At 64.7% G+C, this 22,690-nt stretch carries 18 protein-coding genes and 5 pseudogenes; 13 read left to right on the forward strand and 10 right to left on the reverse strand.

Annotated features, from left to right (window positions below):
• Positions 1–109 precede the first annotated feature (109 nt).
• From G6N53_RS00245 to G6N53_RS00255, 3 genes and pseudogenes are all read left to right on the forward strand, one after another.
• Positions 110–1,071, forward strand: a pseudogene (locus G6N53_RS00245) (sterol desaturase family protein).
• Positions 1,072–1,233: 162 nt separating this feature from the next.
• Positions 1,234–2,314, forward strand: a pseudogene (locus G6N53_RS00250) (IS110 family RNA-guided transposase).
• Positions 2,315–2,732: 418 nt separating this feature from the next.
• A complete protein-coding gene (locus G6N53_RS00255; protein WP_163681185.1) occupies positions 2,733–3,716 on the forward strand; it encodes an IS481 family transposase in 984 nt (327 codons plus the stop codon).
• Positions 3,717–4,022: 306 nt separating this feature from the next.
• Here the strand turns inward: G6N53_RS00255 and G6N53_RS00260 are convergent.
• Positions 4,023–5,101, reverse strand: a pseudogene (locus G6N53_RS00260) (IS110 family RNA-guided transposase).
• Positions 5,102–5,513: 412 nt separating this feature from the next.
• On the opposite strand from G6N53_RS00260, the pseudogene G6N53_RS00265 reads away from it, so the two are divergent.
• Together G6N53_RS00265 and ripB are read left to right on the forward strand one after the other, a co-directional pair.
• A pseudogene (locus tag G6N53_RS00265) lies at positions 5,514–6,736 on the forward strand (L,D-transpeptidase).
• 518 nt (positions 6,737–7,254) lie between these two features.
• On the forward strand, positions 7,255–8,025 hold the full coding sequence (gene ripB, locus G6N53_RS00270; protein WP_163681183.1) for an NlpC/P60 family peptidoglycan endopeptidase RipB: 771 nt from the start codon (positions 7,255–7,257) through the stop codon (positions 8,023–8,025).
• Positions 8,026–8,088: 63 nt separating this feature from the next.
• Here the strand turns inward: ripB and G6N53_RS00275 are convergent, their stop codons facing one another.
• The 4 genes from G6N53_RS00275 to G6N53_RS00285 form a co-directional block, all read right to left on the reverse strand.
• Complete coding sequence (locus tag G6N53_RS00275; RefSeq protein WP_235682690.1) at positions 8,089–8,685, reverse strand: winged helix-turn-helix transcriptional regulator; 597 nt, start codon at positions 8,683–8,685, stop codon at positions 8,089–8,091.
• Between the two features lie 523 nt (positions 8,686–9,208).
• Positions 9,209–9,814: a M56 family metallopeptidase gene (locus G6N53_RS00280; RefSeq protein ID WP_237166278.1), complete on the reverse strand. Its 606-nt coding sequence runs from the start codon at positions 9,812–9,814 to the stop codon at positions 9,209–9,211.
• An 11-nt stretch (positions 9,815–9,825) separates the two neighbouring features.
• Positions 9,826–10,128 (reverse strand): hypothetical protein, encoded by a 303-nt coding sequence (locus tag G6N53_RS29995; RefSeq protein WP_237166280.1) that lies wholly within the window; start codon positions 10,126–10,128, stop codon positions 9,826–9,828.
• A complete protein-coding gene (locus tag G6N53_RS00285) occupies positions 10,125–10,490 on the reverse strand; it encodes a BlaI/MecI/CopY family transcriptional regulator (RefSeq protein ID WP_163681180.1) in 366 nt (121 codons plus the stop codon). Before G6N53_RS00285 ends, G6N53_RS29995 begins: the two co-directional genes overlap by 4 nt.
• Positions 10,491–10,869: 379 nt before the next feature.
• On the opposite strand from G6N53_RS00285, the gene ripA reads away from it, so the two are divergent.
• On the forward strand, positions 10,870–12,279 hold the full coding sequence (gene ripA / locus G6N53_RS00290) for an NlpC/P60 family peptidoglycan endopeptidase RipA (RefSeq protein WP_163681177.1): 1,410 nt from the start codon (positions 10,870–10,872) through the stop codon (positions 12,277–12,279).
• A gap of 41 nt (positions 12,280–12,320) precedes the next feature.
• Here the strand turns inward: ripA and G6N53_RS00295 are convergent, their stop codons facing one another.
• Positions 12,321–12,521 carry a hypothetical protein gene (locus tag G6N53_RS00295; RefSeq protein ID WP_163681174.1) on the reverse strand — a complete coding sequence of 67 codons (201 nt, stop codon included), beginning with the start codon at positions 12,519–12,521 and terminating at the stop codon, positions 12,321–12,323.
• A gap of 137 nt (positions 12,522–12,658) precedes the next feature.
• On the opposite strand from G6N53_RS00295, the pseudogene G6N53_RS30555 reads away from it, so the two are divergent.
• From G6N53_RS30555 to G6N53_RS00310, 4 genes and pseudogenes are all read left to right on the forward strand, one after another.
• Positions 12,659–12,800 (forward strand): annotated as a pseudogene (locus G6N53_RS30555) (DNA-binding response regulator); the annotation flags it as partial.
• A gap of 1,118 nt (positions 12,801–13,918) precedes the next feature.
• Complete coding sequence (locus G6N53_RS00300; RefSeq protein WP_163681171.1) at positions 13,919–14,212, forward strand: metal-sensitive transcriptional regulator; 294 nt, start codon at positions 13,919–13,921, stop codon at positions 14,210–14,212.
• Positions 14,213–14,365: 153 nt separating this feature from the next.
• Positions 14,366–14,608, forward strand: a complete 243-nt coding sequence (locus tag G6N53_RS00305; protein ID WP_163681167.1) for a heavy-metal-associated domain-containing protein — start codon at positions 14,366–14,368, stop codon at positions 14,606–14,608.
• A 38-nt stretch (positions 14,609–14,646) separates the two neighbouring features.
• Positions 14,647–16,995, forward strand: a complete 2,349-nt coding sequence (locus tag G6N53_RS00310) for a heavy metal translocating P-type ATPase (protein WP_163681164.1) — start codon at positions 14,647–14,649, stop codon at positions 16,993–16,995.
• A gap of 81 nt (positions 16,996–17,076) precedes the next feature.
• Here G6N53_RS00310 and G6N53_RS00315 read toward each other — a convergent pair whose 3' ends face one another.
• The 3 genes from G6N53_RS00315 to G6N53_RS00325 all read right to left on the reverse strand — a co-directional run bounded on the left by G6N53_RS00315 (position 17,077) and on the right by G6N53_RS00325 (position 19,310).
• Positions 17,077–17,331, reverse strand: coding sequence for an SHOCT domain-containing protein (locus G6N53_RS00315; RefSeq protein WP_011767898.1), 255 nt, complete (start codon positions 17,329–17,331; stop codon positions 17,077–17,079).
• 141 nt (positions 17,332–17,472) lie between these two features.
• The gene (locus G6N53_RS00320; protein ID WP_163681280.1) at positions 17,473–19,011 is read right to left on the reverse strand and encodes a multicopper oxidase family protein; all 1,539 of its coding nucleotides are present in this window, start codon (positions 19,009–19,011) and stop codon (positions 17,473–17,475) included.
• Positions 19,008–19,310: a hypothetical protein gene (locus tag G6N53_RS00325; protein ID WP_235682689.1), complete on the reverse strand. Its 303-nt coding sequence runs from the start codon at positions 19,308–19,310 to the stop codon at positions 19,008–19,010. The genes G6N53_RS00320 and G6N53_RS00325 overlap by 4 nt, the downstream gene beginning before the upstream one ends.
• 53 nt (positions 19,311–19,363) lie before the next feature.
• Here G6N53_RS00325 and G6N53_RS00330 point away from each other — a divergent pair, with 53 nt between their 5' ends.
• On the forward strand, positions 19,364–20,104 hold the full coding sequence (locus G6N53_RS00330; protein ID WP_137149486.1) for a response regulator: 741 nt from the start codon (positions 19,364–19,366) through the stop codon (positions 20,102–20,104).
• Positions 20,101–21,246 (forward strand): sensor histidine kinase, encoded by a 1,146-nt coding sequence (locus G6N53_RS00335; RefSeq protein WP_163681161.1) that lies wholly within the window; start codon positions 20,101–20,103, stop codon positions 21,244–21,246. Before G6N53_RS00330 ends, G6N53_RS00335 begins: the two co-directional genes overlap by 4 nt.
• Before the next feature lie 61 nt (positions 21,247–21,307).
• Here the strand turns inward: G6N53_RS00335 and G6N53_RS00340 are convergent, their stop codons facing one another.
• Positions 21,308–22,021, reverse strand: coding sequence for a DUF305 domain-containing protein (locus G6N53_RS00340; RefSeq protein ID WP_163681158.1), 714 nt, complete (start codon positions 22,019–22,021; stop codon positions 21,308–21,310).
• A 220-nt stretch (positions 22,022–22,241) separates the two neighbouring features.
• Here G6N53_RS00340 and G6N53_RS00345 point away from each other — a divergent pair, with 220 nt between their 5' ends.
• On the forward strand, positions 22,242–22,655 hold the full coding sequence (locus G6N53_RS00345) for a DUF302 domain-containing protein (RefSeq protein WP_011780861.1): 414 nt from the start codon (positions 22,242–22,244) through the stop codon (positions 22,653–22,655).
• Positions 22,656–22,690: the final 35 nt, after the last annotated feature.

Here is a 22,690-nt window from a genome sequence, read left to right on the forward strand (position 1 = left end):
ACGCATCTCTGAGACCGGTCCTGAGCCGGCACGTGTCCTGGACCTCGAAGCCGGCCTTTAGCCGGATCATTCAAGCGCCGCCGTGTCGGTGACCGCGACGATTCACGGCATGAGCACGACTTCTCCGACATCGACGGCGGCTACCGCGGCCCAGGCGGTGGCCCGCTACGGCTACGTGCCGTTCATGCTGATCGGCCTCAACGGCGCCGGCATCGTCTTCACCGCCGGCGGCGCCCAGAAGTACTGGCTGCTGGCCGTCCTGGTCGTCGCGATCACGACGACGTTCCTGGTAGAGCTGGTCATTCCGTATGACACCGCGTGGAACCGTGACCGGGCCGACAGCACGCGCGACCGCATCCACGTCGCGGTCAACGAAACCCTCATCCTGGCAAGCGTGGCCACCATCCCGCTGCTGGCCGCGATCGTCCCCGCACCGCCGTTGTGGCCACACAGCTGGCCATTCATCGCACAGGTCCTCGCCGCGATCCTGGTCGCGGACCTCGGCATCACCGTCGTACATCTGGCCAGCCACAAGATCGGTGTGTTGTGGCGTTTTCACGCGGTGCACCACAGCATCACCCGGTTCTACGGGCTCAACGGCCAGATGAAGCACCCCCTGCACCAAACCGTTGAGATGGCAGCCGGTGTCGCACCGCTGATCCTGATCGGACTGCCCGTCGACGTAGCCTCCGTGCTGGCGCTGGCGGTGGCAATCCAGCTGCTGCTGCAGCACTCCAACGCCGACTACCGCATCGGGCCCGCCAAGTACGTCTTGGCCCTCAACGAAGGCCACCGCTTCCACCACCTCAAATGGGCCGGCGTCGGCGACGTCAACTTCGGCCTGTTCACCCTGGTGTGGGACCACCTGATGCGCACTCCACCCGGCAATTCGACTCCACCCAGCTCGGCATGGCCGCCAAACCCGACTACCCCACCAGCTATCTGCGGCAGATGATCTACCCGTTCACCCACGCCAGCGGCCGCAGCCTCAAACCCTTGACCACGGCCACGACGGCCGACGGAAACGCGCCGATACCGCCATCCGGCCAAGGCTCGACGTATCGTCTGTAGCCGTCGGGCCCCCGATTCACCGGTGCAGCGTGGCTCGACCCGCTAGACGGTATGAGGGCTGACTCGAGGCCGAAGGCCTCGGGCTGCAATCGGACGTGGGTTGCCGGTGACGAGTGAACACTCGCACTGGTAGAGCCACAGTTGCAGATCAGGAGGCCTCCGGTGAGTTTCAACGGTACGAGTGTCGGGTTGGACGTGCATGCGCTTTCGGTGGTTGCGCATGCATTTGATGAAGAGACGGGTCGGGTCGAGCGGGCGCGATTGTGTCCCGATCACGGCGAGATCCTGGACTGGTTGCACAGACTGCGAGGTCCCTTGCGGGTGGCCTACGAGGCCGGGCCGACGGGGTTCGGGCTGGCCCGGGCATTGACTGATGCCCAGATCGACTGCGTGGTCGCGGCACCGTCGAAGTTGATCCGCCCGGCTGGGGATCGGATCAAGACCGATGCCCGCGATGCCGCGCACCTGACCCGGCTTCTGCGGTTGGGCGAAATAACCGCGGTCACGGTTCCCGAGGCTGAGGTGGAGGCGGTGCGCGATCTGGTGCGGGCCCGCGAGGACGCCCGCGCCGATCTGATGCGGGTGCGGCACCGGCTGTCCAAGCTGCTGTTGCGCCAGGGCCGGGTGTACTCGGGCGGGAACGCCTGGACCGGGGTCCACGAAACCTGGCTGCGGCGGCAACGATTCGATGACCCCCATACCAGGGCGGCCTTCGACCATCACTTTGACGCGGTCCTGTCGGCGACTGCGGCGAGGGATCGTCTCGACGAGCAGATCGTTGCGGTCGCGGCCTCATCGCGATGGTCTGATCCGGTTGATCGGCTGGGGTGTTTGCGTGGGATCTCCGCATTAACCGGGCTGGCGTTGTCGGTGGAGATCGGTGATTGGACCCGGTTCACCGGTGCCTCGATCGGCGCCTACGTCGGATTGGTGCCCACCGAATACTCCTCGGGGCCTCTCGGTGCAGGGTTCGATCACCAAGGCCGGCAATGCCCATGTCCGGCGGTTGTTGATCGAATCGGCCTGGCACCACCGGGCGGCGTACCGCAATCCCGGTCCTGCGATGCGAGCCCGCTGGGCCAAGGTCGACCCCGCGCTCAAGGACCGCGGCCATGCCGGCAACCGACGCCTGCACCAACAATGGTGCCGATTCAACGAACGCAAGAAGCCTCACGTCGTGGCCAACGTCGCGGTCGCCCGTCAACTGGCCGGTTGGTGCTGGTCGCTGGCCACGCTGGCCTAAGCGTGGCCGTCCAAACTTGATTGGAGTCGGTCGGTCGACGGCGAGGTAGGCGAACTGGATCTGCGTTACAGCTATGAGCAACAACAGCATTCGATGAATGTTGATGTGACGCCCGTCCCTAGAGAGCAGCCACCGTTCGCGCCGAACCATCGTCTTGCGGTATCCAACCCGCGTATATCAGTCTGACACCCACCGTCGTTGATCAACGACCGCCGCGACACCGACTGACCCCGATCAAACGAAAGCCGCCCCGGCATCAAAACCGGGGCGGCTTTCACCTGCCTATTGACAAACGATGCCTACATATCAGCTGTACTGACCACGGACGTTAGGTACGGCGTGGCGTGGTGACATAACGAAGACCTCCGAGTGAAGTGCGAGCTGTCTAGGAACGCACCAACTCACTTCGGAGGTCTTCGTGTCTCACCGTAATGCCCCTCTGTCAGAAACTGGTCGTCTGCGCCTGGCTCGATGCATCGTTGAGGACGGCTGGTCGCTACGCCGAGCCGCTGAACGGTTCCAGGTCGCGGTGACCACGGCGGCCCGCTGGGCCGGCCGCTACCGCGAGCTCGGTGAGGCGGGCATGGTCGATCGCAGCTCACGACCGCATCGCAGTCCTGGCCGCACTCCCACGCGCACCGAACGGCGGATCATCAAGGTCCGGGTCATCCGCCGGTGGGGTCCGCATCGGATCGGCTACCTGCTCGGACTGCATCCCTCCACGGTGCACCGGGTGCTGACCCGCTACGGACTGGCCAGGCTGCGCTGGCTGGACCGGCCCACCGGTGCGGTGATCCGGCGGATAGAGCCTGCTCGGTGCGGCGATCTGGTCCATGTCGATGTGAAGAAACTGGGCAAGATCCCCGACGGTGGAGGCTGGCGGATGCTGGGCCGTTCGGTAGGTAGGCGTCATTCCCAAGCCCACCGTTCGGTACGCAGCACCTCGCGCCATCCTGCGATTGGCTACCACTTTCTACACACCGCCATCGATGGCCACTCGCGACTGGCCTACAGCGAGATGCTCGCTGACGAACGCAAGGAAACCGCCGCGGCATTCTGGTCGCGTGCGCACGCGTGGTTCACCGAATGCGGTATCACTGTTCGAAAAGTATTGACTGACAACGGTTCCTGCTACCGATCGCATACCTTCAAGGAGGCCCTGGGTCCGATTCAACACCGCCGAACTCGACCGTATCGGCCGCAGACCAACGGCAAGGTAGAGAGATTTCACCGCACCCTGGCCGACGAATGGGCCTACGCGCGGCTTTACACCAGCGATGCTGAACGCTGCGCCGAATACCCGCGCTGGCTACACACCTACAATCACCACCGCGGCCACACCGCACTCGGCGGCCAACCACCAGCCACCCGCGTACCTAACCTCTCAGGTCAGTACAGCTGATATGTAGGCATCGTTTGTCAATAGGCAGGTGAAAGCCGCCCCGGTTTTGATGCCGGGGCGGCTTTCGTTTGATCGGGGTCAGTCGGTGTCGCGGCGGTCGTTGATCAACGACGGTGGGTGTCAGACTGATATACGCGGGTTGGATACCGCAAGACGATGGTTCGGCGCGAACGGTGGCTGCTCTCTAGGGACGGGCGTCACATCAACATTCATCGAATGCTGTTGTTGCTCATAGCTGTAACGCAGATCCAGTTCGCCTACCTCGCCGTCGACCGACCGACTCCAATCAAGTTTGGACGGCCACGCTTAGGCCAGCGTGGCCAGCGACCAGCACCAACCGGCCAGTTGACGGGCGACCGCGACGTTGGCCACGACGTGAGGCTTCTTGCGTTCGTTGAATCGGCACCATTGTTGGTGCAGGCGTCGGTTGCCGGCATGGCCGCGGTCCTTGAGCGCGGGGTCGACCTTGGCCCAGCGGGCTCGCATCGCAGGACCGGGATTGCGGTACGCCGCCCGGTGGTGCCAGGCCGATTCGATCAACAACCGCCGGACATGGGCATTGCCGGCCTTGGTGATCGAACCCTGCACCCGAGAGGCCCCCGAGGAGTATTCGGTGGGCACCAATCCGACGTAGGCGCCGATCGAGGCACCGGTGAACCGGGTCCAATCACCGATCTCCACCGACAACGCCAGCCCGGTTAATGCGGAGATCCCACGCAAACACCCCAGCCGATCAACCGGATCAGACCATCGCGATGAGGCCGCGACCGCAACGATCTGCTCGTCGAGACGATCCCTCGCCGCAGTCGCCGACAGGACCGCGTCAAAGTGATGGTCGAAGGCCGCCCTGGTATGGGGGTCATCGAATCGTTGCCGCCGCAGCCAGGTTTCGTGGACCCCGGTCCAGGCGTTCCCGCCCGTACACCCGGCCCTGGCGCAACAGCAGCTTGGACAGCCGGTGCCGCACCCGCATCAGATCGGCGCGGGCGTCCTCGCGGCCCGCACCAGATCGCGCACCGCCTCCACCTCAGCCTCGGGAACCGTGACCGCGGTTATTTCGCCCAACCGCAGAAGCCGGGTCAGGTGCGCGGCATCGCGGGCATCGGTCTTGATCCGATCCCCAGCCGGGCGGATCAACTTCGACGGTGCCGCGACCACGCAGTCGATCTGGGCATCAGTCAATGCCCGGGCCAGCCGAACCCCGTCGGCCCGGCCTCGTAGGCCACCCGCAAGGGACCTCGCAGTCTGTGCAACCAGTCCAGGATCTCGCCGTGATCGGGACACAATCGCGCCCGCTCGACCCGACCCGTCTCTTCATCAAATGCATGCGCAACCACCGAAAGCGCATGCACGTCCAACCCGACACTCGTACCGTTGAAACTCACCGGAGGCCTCCTGATCTGCAACTGTGGCTCTACCAGTGCGAGTGTTCACTCGTCACCGGCAACCCACGTCCGATTGCAGCCCGAGGCCTTCGGCCTCGAGTCAGCCCTCATACCGTCTAGCCGGCCTCGCCGCGGTCGACGGCAACGACAGACGGCTCCACCACTTTCGGCTGGGACCAACAGACGGACGCGCCCCCGATTTTGGCGGTTGTGCAAGCCCGAGGAGCCAGCTTTTAGTGCCAGCTTTATCGAATATTCATCGAAGGACTAAGAAAGCTAAACGACTCAAGAGCACTCTTGAAGGCATACCCGTGAACGGTGCACCGTCGCCCGCGACCGGCCCTCGCGACGCACCAGGCGGTGCCACCGCCCGTTAGCCGATGACGACAACCCGATACGGAGAGCCTCACTCATGCCGCAGATAGGCTGCCCCCTACCGTTTCGAGCGACGACGCACTGGCTGCGCACGACCGTCCTCGCGGTGGCGGTGCTGCTGATCGCGACAGCCTGCACCTCGTCCCCGACGCCGGCGCCCACTCCCGACGTCATCACCGACAAGGGCACGCCCTACGCAGACTTGCTCGTACCGAAACTGGAAGCGTCCGTAACTGATGGTGCCATCGGCGTCGCTGTCGATGCCCCCGTGACCGTTACCGCCGGCGACGGTGTCCTCGGCCAAGTGTCGCTGACCAACGAAGCGGGCGAACTTGTCGACGGGCAGCTGCGCCCCGACGGCGTTACCTGGTCATCGGCGGAACCGCTGGGCTACAACAAGCAGTACACCCTGCAGGCCCAAGCACAAGGGCTTGGCGGAACAACAAGCACCAGCGCAACATTCGAAACCCATTCCCCCGAAAACCTGACGATGCCCTACGTCTTGCCCAACGACGGCGAAACGGTGGGCGTGGGTCAACCCCTTGCAATTCGCTTTGACGAGAACATCACGAACCGGGTAGCGGCGCAGCAGGCGATCACGGTGACCACGAACCCCCGGTCCAGGGTGCCTTCTACTGGCTGAGTAATCGCGAGGTTCGCTGGCGCCCCGCCGAATACTGGGAGCCCGGAACGCACGTTGAGGTGTCGGTCAGGGCTTACGGCGTCGACTTCGGCGACGGACTCTTCGGCCAGGAAGACGTCACCACACGATTCACGATCGGCGACCACATCATCGCCACCGCCGATGACGCCACCAAGACGATGACCGTGCGGCGCAACGGCGAAGTCATCAAAACCATGCCCATCTCCATGGGCAAAGCCAAAACGCCCACCGACAACGGCGCCTACATCATCGGAGACCGCTACTCCTTCCTGGTGATGGATTCGTCCACCTACGGAGTTCCCGTCAACTCGCCCGACGGCTACCGCACCGAAGTCGAGTGGGCCACGCAAATGTCCTACAGCGGCATCTACGTGCACTCTGCCCCATGGTCGGTGGGCAGCCAAGGCATCGCCAACGTCAGCCACGGATGCCTTAACGTCAACCCAGCCAATGCCCGCTGGTTCTACGGCAACACCCGACGCGGCGACATCGTGGAAGTCATCAACACGACAGGCCCCACCCTTTCAGGAACCGACGGCCTCGGAGACTGGAACATCCCCTGGGAGCAATGGAAAGCCGGAAACGCCAACCTCTAAGCGACGGAAGTTCTTGACACCGCGCCGACATGGCGCGGCGCGCGGCATCGCTGAAACCCGTTTCCCCGCAGCACATTCGGTTCACTCCTTGGACGATCCTGCCTTACGGGCGGTTGCCGCCGTCGCTGGGGCCATCGACTCCCGATGACCGATGGCGATCAGCTACCGCCGACGGGGCTTCATGTAGCGCTCGGGGCAGAATTTTGCTCACCCCGGACGGCCTATAGAGTTCCTTTCCGAGAAGCTCGCACATTGCAGTTAGTTAATCCGCGCACCATTCACGCGCGTCTTCCCGCCCGGAAACGAATCTAGACCAGTGCTTGCCGCATTGAAGACACCCTGTCGCAGCGAATTTCACCATTGTAATTATGTGGCTACTGTTACTGGTGGGGCTTTTGTGAGTTACGCTTTTCTACGTAGGAGCTACGTATTTTGGTGTTGCGCCGTACGTATGCGTTTTTTCAGCCCCGCTATTGGTGAACGAAGTAGGACACCGCGCGGCGCACCGAGGAGAAGACATGGAATCAGACGTCCGGAGCAGGAGTGCGGCAATTGCCGTCTCCGACCGGTCTGACCCGGCGATGCGCGGTGCGAGACGCGTTCGGCGGCTCCCCGGTGTCATCAGCATCGTCGTGCTGCTCTTCGTCGCGTGTGCACCGGTCGCGTCGGCCCAACCTGCTGCCGGTCCGTGGGATCCCCTGCTGCCGAAGGTGGCGAGCGCAGGCGCTCCCGGTGATCCGGTTGCCATCGCGAACGCCTCTCTTCAGGCCACGGCCATGGCGACGCAGACGGCCATGAGTATGGGTCGCAACTTTCTCAGCAGCCTGGGAATTGTCAGTCCGGCCGCTAATCCGTCGACCAGCGTGCGCGGAAACCGGATCAATGGTGCGCAAGCGATCGAGTACGTGATTCGCAGGGCGGGAACGCAGATCGGCGTTCCCTACTCGTGGGGTGGCGGAAGCCTCACCGGTCCCAGCCGCGGCGTCGACCAGGGGGCCGGCACTGTGGGCTTTGACTGTTCAGGCCTGACCCGGTTCGCCTTCGCCGGCGTGGGAGTGCTGCTCCCGCGATGGTCCGGTGACCAGTACAACGCCGGTCGCAAGGTCCCACCCTCGCAAGCAAAGCGGGGCGATCTGCTGTTCTGGGGCCCGGGCGGGAGCCAGCACGAAGCCATCTATCTCGGCGGCGGGCAGATGCTCGAGGCGCAGCAGACCGGCGTGCCCATCAAGATCTCCCCGGTGCGGCTGTCAGGGATGACGCCCTACGTCGTTCGCATCATCGAAAGCTAAGCCTTCGCCGCAATCTGTCACCGCCTTCATCACTGCGCCGCAGCCGGCACTCGCTGCACCCACTCAGCCGGTCAGACAGTAACCGGTACCGCGCACCGTACGCAGATAGCGCGGCGAGCGTGGGTCCTCACCCAGCTTGCGCCGAAGATTGCCCACGTGCACCCCCAGCGTGGACCGGCCACCGTCGGAGGCATCCCCCCACAGGCTCAGCTGCAGTTGACGACACGTCACCGGTTCACCCGGACTCTCCGCCAGCGTGCACAAGATCTCGAACTCCGTGCGGGTAAGTGACAGTGCCTCGCCGCGCAGAGACACCCGGCGTGCGGCCACATCGATACGGAGATCCCCGAATGCACGGCGATGCATCTCGTCGCCGTAGTCGCCGCCACGTGGTTCGCCGCCGACACCGCAGCGCCTCAGCGCCAGCCGAATTCGCACGTTCAGCGCCTCGATGTCGCCCCCGCAGACGGCCGCGGTACTCACGAGCAGCGGCGTAATATCGCCGTCGCTGAGAGCGACCACGCCGACCTGCGTCTCCTGACGGATGCGGTCAAGCAGGGCCGTGCCCAGCCCCTGAGTGCCGACGCACACCACGACCACATCGGGATCGCCCTCGTGCAGACCTATGCTCGCGGCACGGGGCGAGTACGCCACCTCCACCGCGAAATCGTCGGCACGAAGGTGTCGCGCTACGGTGGCCGCATAGATGCGTCGAGGCTCAACGAGGAGCACGCGGATGCGGCCGGCGGCCGCCGCTGGCGGTACGGAACCGGCGACAACACGGTGCGACTCGATCGTCGTGGCATCCTCCTAGCCGTTCACGAAAACTCGAGCACGCCCATGCATCCTGCGCCGCCCTCGCGAGATAGTCTACCTCAATCTACGTAGTTACTACGTAGATGACGCGCCGATCGGGACATTTAGCGCCGGCTCGCGTCATCAACGGCCTTCGGCGTTGATCCCAGCCGTCCTCGCTGATCCAGGCGGTACAGCGCAACCGCCGACAGCAAGCCTTTGCACTGGTCATCTACGGTTTGACTCCGTAGATGATCTACGGTGTGGACGCAGGCGTCAGGCGGTCAGCGAAGACTTTGCTGGGTGGGCCGATACCCGACCGTCGAAGGGTTCTCGTCCGTCGATCTGCGCATTGGCCGACCCGAACCCGGATCAGAGCTAGGGGCACCTAGTGGTGACAGAGCACCTGGATGAATGCCGGTGTGGCGAGCATCGTGGCGATGGCGGCAACCAGGACAGCGCGATGACGCCACTGCACGTGCCGACGCGTCGGGGTGACCAGTCGCTCGGCGCGGGTGATGACCGCCGTTGCCGCCGCGGCCAGACCTTCGGCCACCGGAGGTCGGTGACCGGCCAGCGCGAGCAACCCCGCCAGTAGAGGACGAGTGCCGACGCGACGAGCGGCGGTATCGTCGGCGCACATCTCCAGCAGTTCCGCCACAGCCTGATGCGCGCAGGCGAACAAGGGCAGGTGAGGAAGGGTGGCTGCGAGGGCACGCAGCACCATGAGGATGTGGTGATGATGCCCTGTTAGGTGAGCATCCTCGTGGGCCAGAACCGCTTTCAGTTGCGCTCGGTTCAACGATTTCACGGCCGCCGAGGTCACGACGATGGCATGGGGGCGGCCGATGACACAGTAAGCGGCGGGAAGGTCCGCCTCGACGACAACGACGTGGGGATGGTCGGTGGGCCGACCGACGATCCGCGCGGCGTGTGCGTGCTCGTGACTTCGAGTGCGAAGCCTGGCCAGGCAGCGTCCCAGTCGCAGCGCCACAACCGCCGAGGTCAATAGCCCCCGCCGATGAGCGCAATAGAGCCGAGGCGTCCCGCCAGCGGGGTGTGATCGGAGAACCCGAACAGTTCCAGGCAGAGGGTCACGACCGAGCCGTCGAGGATGCTGTTTGACGTCGCGTCGACCGCGAGTACCACTGCCGCCAGCCATGCCGCAAGCACGGCGGCCACCGTGGCCAGCCAGGCGGCCACACCCATGGACGGGCTGACCCCGCCACCAGTAAGGCGCCGCAGTACCGGTGGAGCAAGCCACGCCAACACCGCGCCGTAGAGCACCAGCCACAGAGCCGTCGTCATGATCGCCGCCCCTTACGCAGCGCCGCCTTGAGTTGCGTTGATTGCTCTGTACTCATCTGCTCGACAAAGAATGCCAGCACGGTGTTGGTGTCGCCGCCGGAGTCAAAGGCAGCTTTCATCAGCCGCGCTGACCGCTCCTCACGACTCATCGCCGCCCGGTACATATAGGCCTTGCCGTTTCGCTGCCGTTTGAGCCACCGCTTGCGATACAGGTTGTCCATGGTCGACAACACGGTGGTGTACGCGATGGGCCGCTGCTCAGACAGGTCCTCGAACACGTCGCGCACGGTGACCGGTTCCTGGTGATCCCACACCCAGTCCATGACCACCGCTTCGAGATCGCCGAATCCTCGCTGTTCCATCCGCCGCAACTCCTGCTCGCTCTGACGAGGTGGCCGATGCGCACAGCGCGGCACCCTGCAGCGTCCTAATCTAGCCGCCGACAGCCCATATGCCGGGGACCTCGCCGTGATGCGCAACCGATCGCGCCCCGGCGCGCGCCATTGAATCGGATCCAAGGCACCGGCACCTCGGGCCAACAGCAGATTTTGCCGGCCGGTCAGGTGTTACCGAGTTGAGACTGTGACAGGCGTTTCTCCTGATGCTGCAGTGATGTACGTTCCAAATACATACTAAGAAACTACGTAGTTACAGCGCTCATAGGCCGTTGCACATGACACCTCGGCGCACTGCCCCGTCCGACTCGCGGCCACCCGGCAGCCGCCCCACTCAGGAGAATTGATGCGGCGCCTCACTTCACTTCTCACCACCGGGGTGATTTTTGCGGTGCTGGTGCTTCACACCTCCGGCATCGCAATGGCCGGCCACGGAAGCGAACCTGATGGTGACAGCGAAACGGTCGCAGGACTTGTCGCCGCCGTCGCCGAAGCCAACCAGCAAGTCGCCGATATCGGCGCGGACATCCAACACCAGCAGGAGAGCGTCAATCGGGCCCTGGTTGAGCTTGCCACCGCCCGCGAGGCGGTCACCGAGGCGCACCGCACACTCGCCGACAGCGAGAAAGCACTCGCCGACAGCCAAACCGCCATCGACGCCACGCAGCAGCGTTTCGACGAGTTCGCCGCCTCGACCTACATGAACGGTCCCTCCCGCTCACTGCCGCTGGCAAGCAGCCCTGAAGACATCCTCTCGGCAGCCTCGACGCAGCAGACCCATCTCCTTGCCTTCGGAAGGGTCAAAGACGATCTCCGCCGAAGCCAGACCGAACGCGCCAACCGACTCTCAGCCGCCAAGCAAGCCCGCCTGGACGCCGACGCCGCAGCGGCCGAAGCGCAACGGCGACAGGACGCCGCAGTCACCGAACTCGTTGCCGCGCAACGCGCATTCACCGATCAACAGTCCGACCTCACCCGGTTGGCCGCCGAACGCGACTCCGCACAAACCCGACTGACTACTGCCCGACCGGTAGCAGCTACCGCACACCAGCCCACGGCCGCGCAACCCGGCGCCGCAGTGCCGCCGAGCGGCCAATGGGACCGCTCCAGTCCGGCACCGGCCGACAGCTCGCGCGCCGGCCAGTGGGACACCACGCTGCCGATGGTGCCCAGCGCCAATGTGGCCGGCGACCCGATAGCCATCATCAACGCCGTCCTCAAAATCATGGCGACCTCGCTGCAACTCACCGCCGACATGGGCCGAAACTTCCTCGTCAAACTCGGCATCCTCTCCCCCGCGACCGCCGCCGCAGATCCCGGCATCACCAACGGACGCATTCCCCGCCTGTACGGCCGTCAAGCCTCTGAATTCGTGATCCGACGAGCCATGTCGCAACTCGGCGTTCCCTACTCCTGGGGCGGCGGCAACGCCAACGGGCCCTCTCGGGGAATCGATCAGGGAGCCAACACCGTCGGCTTCGACTGCTCTGGCCTCATGCTCTACGCCTTCGCAGGCGTGGGCATCAAACTCGACCACTACTCCGGGTCTCAGTACAACGCCGGCCGCAAAGTGCCGTCATCGCAGATGCAGCGCGGCGATCTCATCTTCTACGGCCCCAACGCCAGCCAGCACGAAGCCATGTACCTCGGCGACGGCATGATGCTCGAAGCCCCCTACACCGGGTCAGTAGTCAAAATCTCACCCGTACGCAGCTCCGGGATGACGCCCTACGTCACGCGCTTGATCGAATACTGACACCTCGCGGCGAGCGCTACCTCGGCCGCGTCGCAGACCAGTCAGTCCGCTCCGGTGTGGCCGCTGCGAACAGGCTCCTCCAGTACCTCACGCCGCCCGCTGCGGCACGGCCGCCCAGAAGCGTGAAACAGGGCCGTCGCGCCCGCGATGGCGGCGGCCCACAGCACGACAATGACGGCGCACAGGATCAGCCACGTTTGCCATCCGAGACTGTTCGGGCAGACGTCCATCAGCAAGCGCATGTCAGGCCCTCCTCCACAGTGAGCATCCCCCAGCCGCAGGACGCAATCGGTATGAGTCTCGTAAAGATCTGCTGAAGATCGCTCCGCTCCGGCAGTCGTGCGCCGCCGCGGCCGCGTCAGCGGGCACGGTATGAGACATGGGGCACCACCCGGGTACATCACCTGAGCAGGCGAAGGGATACCGCGTCCTGGTCGTCTGACGACGAACTTCCCCTGGCCGAAGTGGTGGCCAGCTATTTAGAACGCGAGCAGTTCGAGGCGGTCGTGGCCGGCGTCGATGGTCACATCAGCGTCGTTGTGGGCCGCGTCGCTGCTCGCAGCGCTCGGCGATGACTGAGAGTCTGTTGTCGCATTCGAACAGGCAGTGATGAACAGGGCCGACGCCGCCAACGCCGCAAACCCAGTTCCACATCGCTTGTGCTGCATCGCGCATCCTTGTCCATACAACTTCGTGACACCAGGCCACGCGGGAGGCGCTCTCGCCGCCTCGGTCCAGCCTCAAGATTCCGAGTATGGGTCGGTTCGTGTCCCGATGAAGACTTGATGAAGAATCCTCACTGTCCTGTCGGTACGCGCAGCCCTGCCCAGGGCGTCATACCAGCGTCGCGCCGTTGCCCTGTGCCGCCCATCTACTATTGCACTACGTAGATAGTCCGCGACCGGAAGGTTTCACCGTTCAGCTCCGCAGATTCGTTGCCGCAATTCTGACCGGAGCCCTCGTCGCGGCGTGTTCGTCGAACGCCCCCGACAGTGCGCCGCCCGCGATAGTGCCGGGCATGGTGCACATCCACGGTCTCGGCATCAACCCGTCCGACGAAACCCTCTATGTAGCTACTCATTACGGGCCTCTACACAGTAGAGCCCCATCGGGCGCCACAACGAGTCGGCGGTCTCGCCCAGGACTTCATGGGCTTCACCATCGCCGGGCCTGACGAATTCTTGGCCAGCGGTCACCCTGATCCGGCACCGTCAACAACTGCCACACCTGGGCCTGATCAAGAGCAGCGACGCCGGCCAATCCTGGGAATCCCTGTCGCTGCACGGCAGCGCCGATTTTCACGCACTCGAGTACCGCCACAGCCGGGTCTACGGTCACGACAGCCAGTCGGGCGCTGTGGTGGTCAGCCTCGATGAGCAGTCCTGGCAGCGGCGAGCAGAAATCCCCGCCTCTGACCTAGCAGTATCACCCGCGGACGCCGACGAGATCCTCGCGACCACACGCCAAGGGCTCCTCCGAAGCACAGACGGCGCAATGACGTTCGACGCAGTCAGTGGTGCCCGGTTATGCAGCTGAGGTATCCGTCGCACTTCTGGTGACGTTGGCCCCTTGACAGATTGATACCCCATAGGGGTATATTGCTTCTTATACCCCTATGGGGTACCACCGAGGAGGAGTCATGGAAGCGGCGACACCCGGGTATGCAGCCTCGAAGGACGCACATCTCAAGCGACTGCGCAGAATTGAGGGGCAGGTCCGCGGCCTTGCACGCATGGTCGACGAGGACGCCTACTGCATTGACGTGCTCACCCAGATATCGGCGGCAACCAAAGCGTTGGAGTCGGTGGCGTTGTCGCTTCTCGACGAACATCTGTCCCATTGCGTCCGTGACGCAGTCCACCAGGGCGGCGACATCGCCGAGCAGAAGATCGATGAAGCCTCGGCAGCAATCGCGCGTCTCGTCCGTTCCTGAGCACACATCCGAAACCGCCCATCCCGCAAGCGAAAGTGGCCAGAAATGACCCGACAGCTCACCACCACCCTGCCCCTGGTCCCGTCCACCTCCTCGGGCTGCAGTTGCTGCGCACCGAGGTCACACCCACCAGCATCGGTCAAGGAGAACGCCATGAGCACGACCACAACCACCAAGTCCTACGCCGTGACCGGCATGACCTGCAGCCATTGCGTCGCCGCGGTGAGCGCAGAACTCGGCGCACTCGCCGGTGTCACCGACGTTCATGTCGATCTGGTTACCGGAGGCATCTCCACCGTGACGGTTTCCAGCGACACACCACTGACCACGGAGCAGATCACCTCCGCACTCGATGAGGCCGGCGACTACCGCCTATCCACCGATCAACCTCGCTAGCGCTCGACTTCGCGCGAACCCGAACCAAAGGACAGAGCATGAGCCTGCCGAATCACGTCGTCGGTGTCGATCAACCCCACAGCATCGAGCTGTCGATCGGCGGGATGACCTGTGCATCGTGTGCAGCCCGGATCGAAAAGAAACTGAACAGGATCGATGGGGTCGAGGCCAGCGTCAACTATGCGACCGAAAAGGCCAAGGTGGCCTACCCCAACTCCGTCGATCCAGCAGTGTTGATCGCCGCGGTGGAAGCGACCGGCTACACCGCAACCGCCCCCGCCGCGCCGAACGACGCGGCCCCGACCGATTCCGGCCCGGACGCAGGCGAAGCCGACTCCTTGCGGAGCCGATTGCTGATCTCCCTGATTCTGACGGTGCCCGTGATCGCGATGTCGATGATCCCCGCACTGCAATTCACCAACTGGCAATGGCTCGCGCTGACCTTGGCGTCTCCCGTCGTGGTGTGGGGTGCATTGCCATTCCACCGCGCAGCCTGGGCCAACGCCCGCCACCGCGCCGCCACGATGGACACCCTGATCTCACTGGGCGTCGGTGCGGCGTACCTGTGGTCACTGTGGGCGCTGTTCATCGGACACGCCGGCATGCCGGGGATGAGGATGGCCTTCAGTCTGCTACCCGACGCGGGTTCCGAGACCGAGCACATCTACCTCGAAGTCGCCGCCGCGGTGACGGTGTTCATTCTGGCCGGCCGCTACTTCGAGGCGCGCGCCAAGACACGATCCGGTGCCGCGCTGCGGGCCCTGCTCGACATGGGCGCCAAAGACGTCGCCGTCGTGCGCAACGGTACCGAAATCCGCATTCCAACAGCAGAACTTAGCGTCGGAGACGTATTCGTGGTGCGACCGGGTGAGAAGATCGCCACCGACGGGGTCGTGACCGACGGCTCGTCGGCAGTCGACGCATCGATGCTCACCGGGGAATCCGTGCCCGTCGAGGTCCGTCCCGGCGACCACGTCACCGGTGCCACCGTCAACGCCGGTGGGCGACTGCTCGTCCGCGCCAGCCGAATCGGCGCCGACACCCAACTCGCGCAGATGGCGCGCCTGGTCGAAGACGCCCAGAACGGCAAGGCATCAGTACAGCGCCTGGCCGACCGGGTCTCGGCGGTCTTCGTACCCATCGTCCTGGCGCTGTCGGTCGCAACGCTGGCGGCCTGGCTGCTCACCGGCCATTCAGCGACAGTCGCATTCACCGCGGCAGTCGCTGTCCTGATCATCGCCTGCCCCTGCGCGCTCGGCCTGGCCACCCCCACCGCCCTCATGGTCGGCACCGGCCGCGGCGCCCAACTGGGCATCCTGATCAAGGGACCGCAGGTGCTCGAGTCCACCCGCCGAGTCGACACCATCGTGCTCGACAAGACCGGAACCGTCACCACCGGCCGCATGAGTCTCGTGGGGGTGCATCCCGGCGCAGGCCAGAACTCCGATGAGCTCCTCGAGTTCGCCGGAGCCTTGGAGAGCGCGTCTCAACACCCCATCGCGGAAGCGATCGCCGCCTCAGCAGCCGCCGGCGGCACGCTGCCAGCGGTCGAAGACTTCTCCAACCACAACGGCTACGGCGTCAGCGGCGTCGTCGCCGGCCATGCGGTCCTGGTTGGACGACTCAGCTGGCTTACCGACGACTGGTCGCTGACAGCCCCCGACGACCTCACCTCCGCCGCCGAACACGCTCAGTCCCAGGGCCACACCCCGGTATGGGTGGCCTGGGACGGGGCGGTGCGCGGCGTCATCGTCGTCGCCGACACGGTGAAGGGCACCTCCGCGGACGCCATCGGCCAGTTCCGCAAGCTCGGTCTGCGTCCGTTTCTGCTGACCGGCGACAATCGGCGCGCCGCCCTCGCCGTCGCCGCAGAGGTCGGCATCGACCCCGACGACGTGATCGCCGAAGTCCTCCCTGCCGACAAAGTCGACACCATCAAAAGCCTGCAAGCGCAGGGGCGAACCGTCGCCATGGTCGGCGACGGCGTCAACGATGCCGCCGCACTGGTACAGGCCGATCTGGGCCTGGCGATGGGCACCGGATCCGACGTCGCCATCGAGGCATCCGACCTGACACTGGTACGTGGTGATCTGCGCGCAGCCGCCGACGCCATTCGATTGGCCCGGTCAACCCTGAGGACCATCAAGGGAAACCTGTTCTGGGCCTTCGCCTACAACGTCGCCGCACTTCCCTTAGCGGCACTGGGCCTACTCAATCCGCTGATCGCCGGCGCCGCAATGGCCTTCAGCTCGGTCTTCGTGGTCAGCAACAGCCTGCGGCTTCGCCGGTTCACCAGCAGCGCATCCCCTGGGCAGACGGAAGACGTCCACCTTGCGACAGTGCCGCCAGGGGGCGACGAGTACCGCAGTGCCCACACCGCACCATAACCCCAGGCTGGGTACCTCACGCTTTAGCGAATACGCCCGCGGCGCGGAACTCCCCCGCCGCGGGCTTGGCGCTGGCGTCAGTTATCGGCGCACAGCCTCGCGCAGTATCGCCAATCGTTCGCGGTACTGCGTTTCGTCGATCTCGCCACTGGCGAATCTCGCCGCTAGCAGTTGTTCGGCTGTGGGCGCGTCACCGCGTGGCGCTTGTGAGCTGCCCGTGGTGTATCTGATCAGAGCGACGATACCGACGATGATCAAGCCCCAGAACAGCACCATCCCGACGCCCATCCCCGCGTATCCCCACCAACCCATGTCGTGGTCGTACCAAAACATCATGACCGTTCCTCCTCTTGATGTATCCGTGGCCGATTGGCCACAGTCTTACGGTTTGCGTCTCGTCCCGACAGAGTCAAGAGCACTGCGCTTCAAGGTCTTTGGGCCTCATTGCCGCTGACCGTCGAAGGGCGCGGCACCGGGCTAGGGCGAGTAGTTCAGGCTCGTCATCATGCCGGCTTCCTGGTGATAGGTGTTGTGGCAGTGCATCATCCAGACGCCCGGGTTGTCGGCGGCGAGCGCCACCGTCAGCTCCTGCATCGGCAGAACTATGACGGTGTCCTTGCGTGGGCCCGGAGTCCCGTCCGGCTTGATCACTTGAAAGGTGTGGCCGTGCAGGTGCATGGGATGCCACATCATGGTGGTATTGGTGAAGGTCAACGTCGCCTTCTGGCCTTGCCTTACAGTCAGTGGGACGGTGTCTTCGAACGGTCTGCCGTTGATCGTCCAGTCGTAGGACGCCATGGAACCGGAAAGCCGGGCCGACAGAGCGACATCGGCCCTGGTGACATCCAAGACCGCCTCGGGCGCGGCGGTGAACACGCCGACGGTGCCGACCCGGCGCTGCAGTTCGGGTGGCATGAACGTCGGATCGGGTGCGGCACCGGCGCCGGTGGACAGTAGGGCTCGCGCGAGCGCGTTCTTCCCTTCGGCCGAGGCGACGAAGGGGAACACGCCGTCACCGGTGGTGATGAGCACGTCATAGCGCTCACCCATGCCAATCAGCAGCGCGTCCACCTCGGTCGTCACCACAGGGAAACCGTCGGTATGGGTGACAGTCATCCGGTGCCCGGCCAGCGCGACCCGAAAAGCGGTATCGGATGCCGCGTTGACGATCCGCATCCTTATCCGCTGCCCAGGGCGAGCGGTGAAAGTGGTCGGTGCCGCCGCAATGCGACCGTTCGCCAGGTAGAAGGGGTAGCTGACGTCACCCGCGTCGCCCCCGAGAAGTGCGCTCGCGCCAACGCCTCCGACACCGGGAACCCCTGGCATTCCTGGTGTTCCGCTCATGCCGGGCATACCGGGCATGCCACCCGAGTGGCCGCCGGCTCCCGAGACGGGACGCAGCCCCTCGTAGAGCTGCCGCGGGCTGGAACCGATTCCGTCGGTCCAGTCATCGAGCACCACGATCCACTCGGCGTCGTAGCGTCCCGGCTCGGCCGGATCGTCGATGATGACCGGCGCGTAGAGCCCGTAGTCGGCGTCGAGGCCGGTGTGCGGGTGCGCCCAGTAGGTACCGGGATGAGGCGCGGAAAACCGGTAGGTGAAGTTCGATGACGGGTCGATGTTCGGGGTCGCCGGCGTTGCGCCATCCATGTCGTTGCGCAGCGCGATGCCATGCCAGTGCAGCGAAGACGGGTGGTCCAGACCGTTGGTGACGCTGATCGCCAGTTCGTCGCCGACGTTGGCGCGGATCAACGGTCCGGGAACGCTGTTGTTGTACGCCAATGTGCGGGCGACGGGTCCGCCCAGGTCGATGTCCGCCGGCCCAGGTGTCAACGCCGCGGTGACGGTGCGCCCGGTGTGGGGCCGCGCGGCTTCAGCGACCGCGATCGGATCCGTAGCCGGGTTGACATTTGTAGGCTTTCCGCACGCGGCCATGGCGGCGGTACTGGCGGCGAGGGTGGCCGCCAGGAACGTGCGTCGTGTCAATATCGTCGTGCCGACGCTCCCACCGTTCATCGCCAATGCGGGGGTTTCGTCGTTGCGACGCAATCATCAATGGTGAGGCCGGGTACCTGTGCGTCGCGCTGAATTTCGATGTCCTCCCGACGCTGCGGTCTGTTCGCCCCGAGTAGCGCCGCCAGCGCGGCGATCACAGCTCCCCAAAACGCAAGGAGCATCACGATGGCCAGCAGGCAGCCGCCCCAAGCCCAGTGGGCGCCGGCTTCGTTCCACCACGTCATCGGGTCGTCTCCTTCTTCGCATTCCACACTCATGCCGCCGAGTAGCGAATCGACGATGGTTTTATGAAGATTCACTCAAGACTTGGGTCGCGGGTTCCTGAATCTTTTCGGGGCGGCACGATGAAGACATGGACAAGCCTGCGGTCACCCCTTCGGCGGGATATCGAGCATTGGTGGTCGACGACGAGGTGCCGCTGGCCGAAGTCGTGGCGAGCTACCTCAGACGCGAGCAGTTTGACGTCAGCCTCGCCCACAGCGGAGCCGACGCCTTGGCCCAGGCCCGTGAGATCGACCCGGACGTGGTCATCTTGGACCTCGCGTTGCCGGGCATCGACGGCGTGGAGGTATGCCGCCAACTTCGCACGTTCTCCGATGCCTACGTGGTGATGCTGACCGCACGCGATACCGAAATGGACACCATCGTGGGCCTGTCGGTCGGTGCCGACGACTATGTCACCAAACCTTTCAGTCCCCGCGAACTGGTCGCGCGGATCCGCGCAATGTTGCGCCGGCCTCGCACCGTCGCAGCGCCGACCAGTGCTGCGGCCGCGGCCGACGAACCCCCGCCGCGGGCCTTCGGGCCGTTGTCCATCGACGTAGCGGGCCGACAGGTATTCATCGACGACGAACCAGTTCTGCTCACCCGCACCGAGTTCGACATTTTAGCGGCGTTGTCGTCGCGGCCGGCCGTGGTCTTCAGCCGCCGCCAACTCCTCGAGGCCGTCTGGGGAGACTCCTGGGGCGGCAACGAACATCTCGTCGACGTCCACATTGGACATCTGCGCCGCAAATTGTCGGATGACCCCGCCGACCCGCGCTATGTGATCACGGTCCGCGGAGTCGGATACCGAATGGGAAGCGGCCAATGAGGACAGACACGAGCATTCAACCCAGGTCGCGGCGCAGTCCTGGAGTCGGGGCGCGACTCCTGCTGGCGCAAGCCTTGGTGCTCCTCGCCGGCGGCGCAACCACCGGGGTCGTCGCCGTCATCGTCGGTCCGCCGCTGTTTCGGGAACACCTGAACCGCGCCGGACTTCCTCACTCATCCAATGAACAGTTCCATGCCGAGGAGGCCTACCGGTACGCCACCGCAATCTCCGTCGCGGTGGCGATCGGCGTAGCCGCATTGACCGCGCTGGTTGTGACCTGGTATTTCAGCCGTCGCCTGCAGCGCTCTATCGCCGAGGTCGCATCGGCCGCCACTGCAGTCGCCGACGGCCGCTATGACATCCGTGTGTCGCCGCTGCGCTTGGGGGAGGATTTCGGGAACCTGTCCCGCGCGTTCAATCGGATGTCCGAACGGCTCGAATCGGTCGAGACCACCCGGCGCCAACTCTTCGGTGACCTCGCCCACGAGATTAGGACACCCGTCTCGGTACTCAAGGCCTACATCGAGGCCGTCGAGGACGGAGTGAAAACCCTTGACCCCGAGACGGTTGCCGTGCTCAACGATCAAGCCAGCCGGCTGGTGCGCTTCTCCGATGACTTCGCCGCGCTCGCTCAAGCCGAGGAAGGTCCCGGCGCGGTCACACCGCAGTGGATCGACCCCCAGGCCGCGATCGTCACCACCGTGTCTGCCGCAGTCGACCGATACGCGGAGAAGGACGTCGCGCTGACCTTCGATGCCGCGAACCCGCTGCCCGAGGTGTGGGTAGACCCTCTGCGCCTGGCACAGGTGATCGGGAACCTTCTCGACAACGCTCTGCGCCACACCCCCGCGCGAGGCCGCGTCGAGGTCGACGCGGCGGCAAAGCCCGGCGCAGTAATCATCACGGTGCGCGACAATGGTGATGGCATCGCTGCCGAGCACCTCCCGCACGTGTTCGAACGCTTCTACCGCGCCGATGTGGCCCGCGATCGAAGCCACGGCGGCGCGGGGATCGGGTTGGCCATCGCCAAAGCACTCACCGAAGCCCACAGCGGCCGCATCACGGCGGCCAGCCGCGGACCAGGCCTGGGCAGTACCTTCACCATCGAGCTACCCGCACGCACGGACCGCCGTGACGACTAATGGAACTCGACAGCGTTGTCATGCAATATGACTCGCGCGACACGCTGCCATGACCTGACTTCTACAACGAGGCCAGGATCTTGTTCATGGTGTCGATTTCCTGCTGCTGGCTGGTGACGATCGAGCGTGCCAACGCGACCGTTTCGGGGAACTGGCCGTCCTTGATCTCTTTCTGCGCCATGGTAATTGCACCCTCGTGATGCTTGACCATCTGCGTCAGGTACAACTTGGAGGCTTCCACCCCCTGGGCGTTTTGCAAGGCGGCCATGTCCGCCTCGGACATCATGCCCTCCATCCCCGGCATATCACCCATACCGGGCATGCCCGGCATTCCAGGCATCATCGACTGAGTCGGCGTACCGGATTCGCTGGGCGCGGCACTGGCGCTGGGCATCCCACTGTGACCGGGCATGTCGTCCATCCCGGGCATCATCGGCATCGTGGACATGCCCCACTGCGTGAGCCAGGCCTGCATCTGTTCGATCTCGGGAGCCTGAGCAGCCTTGATCTGCTTGGCCAGGTCCACCACTCGCGGGTCGATTCCCTGCTTACCCAATAGCATGTCGCTCATCTCGATGGCCTGTTGGTGATGCGGGATCATGTGCTGGGTGAACATGGCATCAGCCTGATTGTGGGCTTCGGTGGCCAATGTCGACGAAGGCGCCGACACCGACGACGACGAAGCTCCCTGCATAGTGCTGGTATTACTACAGGCACCAACGGTGACCAGCGCCGCCAAGGTGGCCGCACCGACGGCCAGCGTCTTCCTCTTCATCACAACAAGTCCCTTCCCGGGTTTCACGGTCGATGCGGCTGCAGCGCGCCCAGTTGACGCGCGGGTATCCCGACCTGTCTTCGAGCATTCGCGCCGCCGGTATGGCCCGACTAGTCGTTCTATGAAGATTCGATAAAGAACGGCAACCGCCCTTGGCGTCGGGAGGTCCGCGGCGCAGCCTTGGCTGTGTTCGCCCCACAGGACCATCGAGAGGACCGGCATGACCATCGCACTGTCGACAGCGCTGCAGACGTCGTTCGCCGACGCTGTCGCTCGCACCCGAGCCGCCCTGACAGAGCAGGGTTTTGGCGTCCTGACCGAGATCGATATGAAGGCGACGCTCAAGGCGAAGCTGGGCGAGGACATGGAGGAGTACCTCATTCTGGGCGCCTGCAACCCACCATTGGCTCACCGGGCAGTGAATGTGGACCGTCAAATCGGCCTGCTGCTGCCCTGCAACGTCGTTGTCCGAGCCGACCGTGCAGACGACACCTCCGTCATCGTCGAGGCGATGAACCCGCAGATACTGGTCGAGGTGACCGGAGAGCCGGCTTTGCGTGACGTCGCCGACGAAGTGACGCGAAAGATGCAGGCCGCCATCGACTCACTTCAGACTGCGGCCGCACCCGCCTAGTCCCTCAAACACAGAACAGCGACGGCACGCGGAGC

The organism is Mycolicibacterium hippocampi, from assembly GCF_010723735.1.
GTDB lineage: Bacteria > Actinomycetota > Actinomycetes > Mycobacteriales > Mycobacteriaceae > Mycobacterium > Mycobacterium hippocampi.

Bases quoted from the DNA above. Each gene is read 5' to 3' on its own strand.
- ripB (WP_163681183.1), top strand. From the start codon at position 7,255: ATGGAATCAGACGTCCGGAGCAGGAGTGCGGCAATTGCCGTCTCCGAC.
- G6N53_RS29995 (WP_237166280.1), bottom strand. From the start codon at position 10,128: ATGACGACGGCTCTGTGGCTGGTGCTCTACGGCGCGGTGTTGGCGTGG.
- G6N53_RS00285 (WP_163681180.1), bottom strand. From the start codon at position 10,490: ATGGAACAGCGAGGATTCGGCGATCTCGAAGCGGTGGTCATGGACTGG.
- ripA (WP_163681177.1), top strand. From the start codon at position 10,870: ATGCGGCGCCTCACTTCACTTCTCACCACCGGGGTGATTTTTGCGGTG.
- G6N53_RS00295 (WP_163681174.1), bottom strand. From the start codon at position 12,521: ATGCGCTTGCTGATGGACGTCTGCCCGAACAGTCTCGGATGGCAAACG.
- G6N53_RS00300 (WP_163681171.1), top strand. From the start codon at position 13,919: ATGGAAGCGGCGACACCCGGGTATGCAGCCTCGAAGGACGCACATCTC.
- G6N53_RS00305 (WP_163681167.1), top strand. From the start codon at position 14,366: ATGAGCACGACCACAACCACCAAGTCCTACGCCGTGACCGGCATGACC.
- G6N53_RS00310 (WP_163681164.1), top strand. From the start codon at position 14,647: ATGAGCCTGCCGAATCACGTCGTCGGTGTCGATCAACCCCACAGCATC.
- G6N53_RS00315 (WP_011767898.1), bottom strand. From the start codon at position 17,331: ATGATGTTTTGGTACGACCACGACATGGGTTGGTGGGGATACGCGGGG.
- G6N53_RS00320 (WP_163681280.1), bottom strand. From the start codon at position 19,011: ATGAACGGTGGGAGCGTCGGCACGACGATATTGACACGACGCACGTTC.
- G6N53_RS00330 (WP_137149486.1), top strand. From the start codon at position 19,364: ATGGACAAGCCTGCGGTCACCCCTTCGGCGGGATATCGAGCATTGGTG.
- G6N53_RS00335 (WP_163681161.1), top strand. From the start codon at position 20,101: ATGAGGACAGACACGAGCATTCAACCCAGGTCGCGGCGCAGTCCTGGA.
- G6N53_RS00340 (WP_163681158.1), bottom strand. From the start codon at position 22,021: ATGAAGAGGAAGACGCTGGCCGTCGGTGCGGCCACCTTGGCGGCGCTG.
- G6N53_RS00345 (WP_011780861.1), top strand. From the start codon at position 22,242: ATGACCATCGCACTGTCGACAGCGCTGCAGACGTCGTTCGCCGACGCT.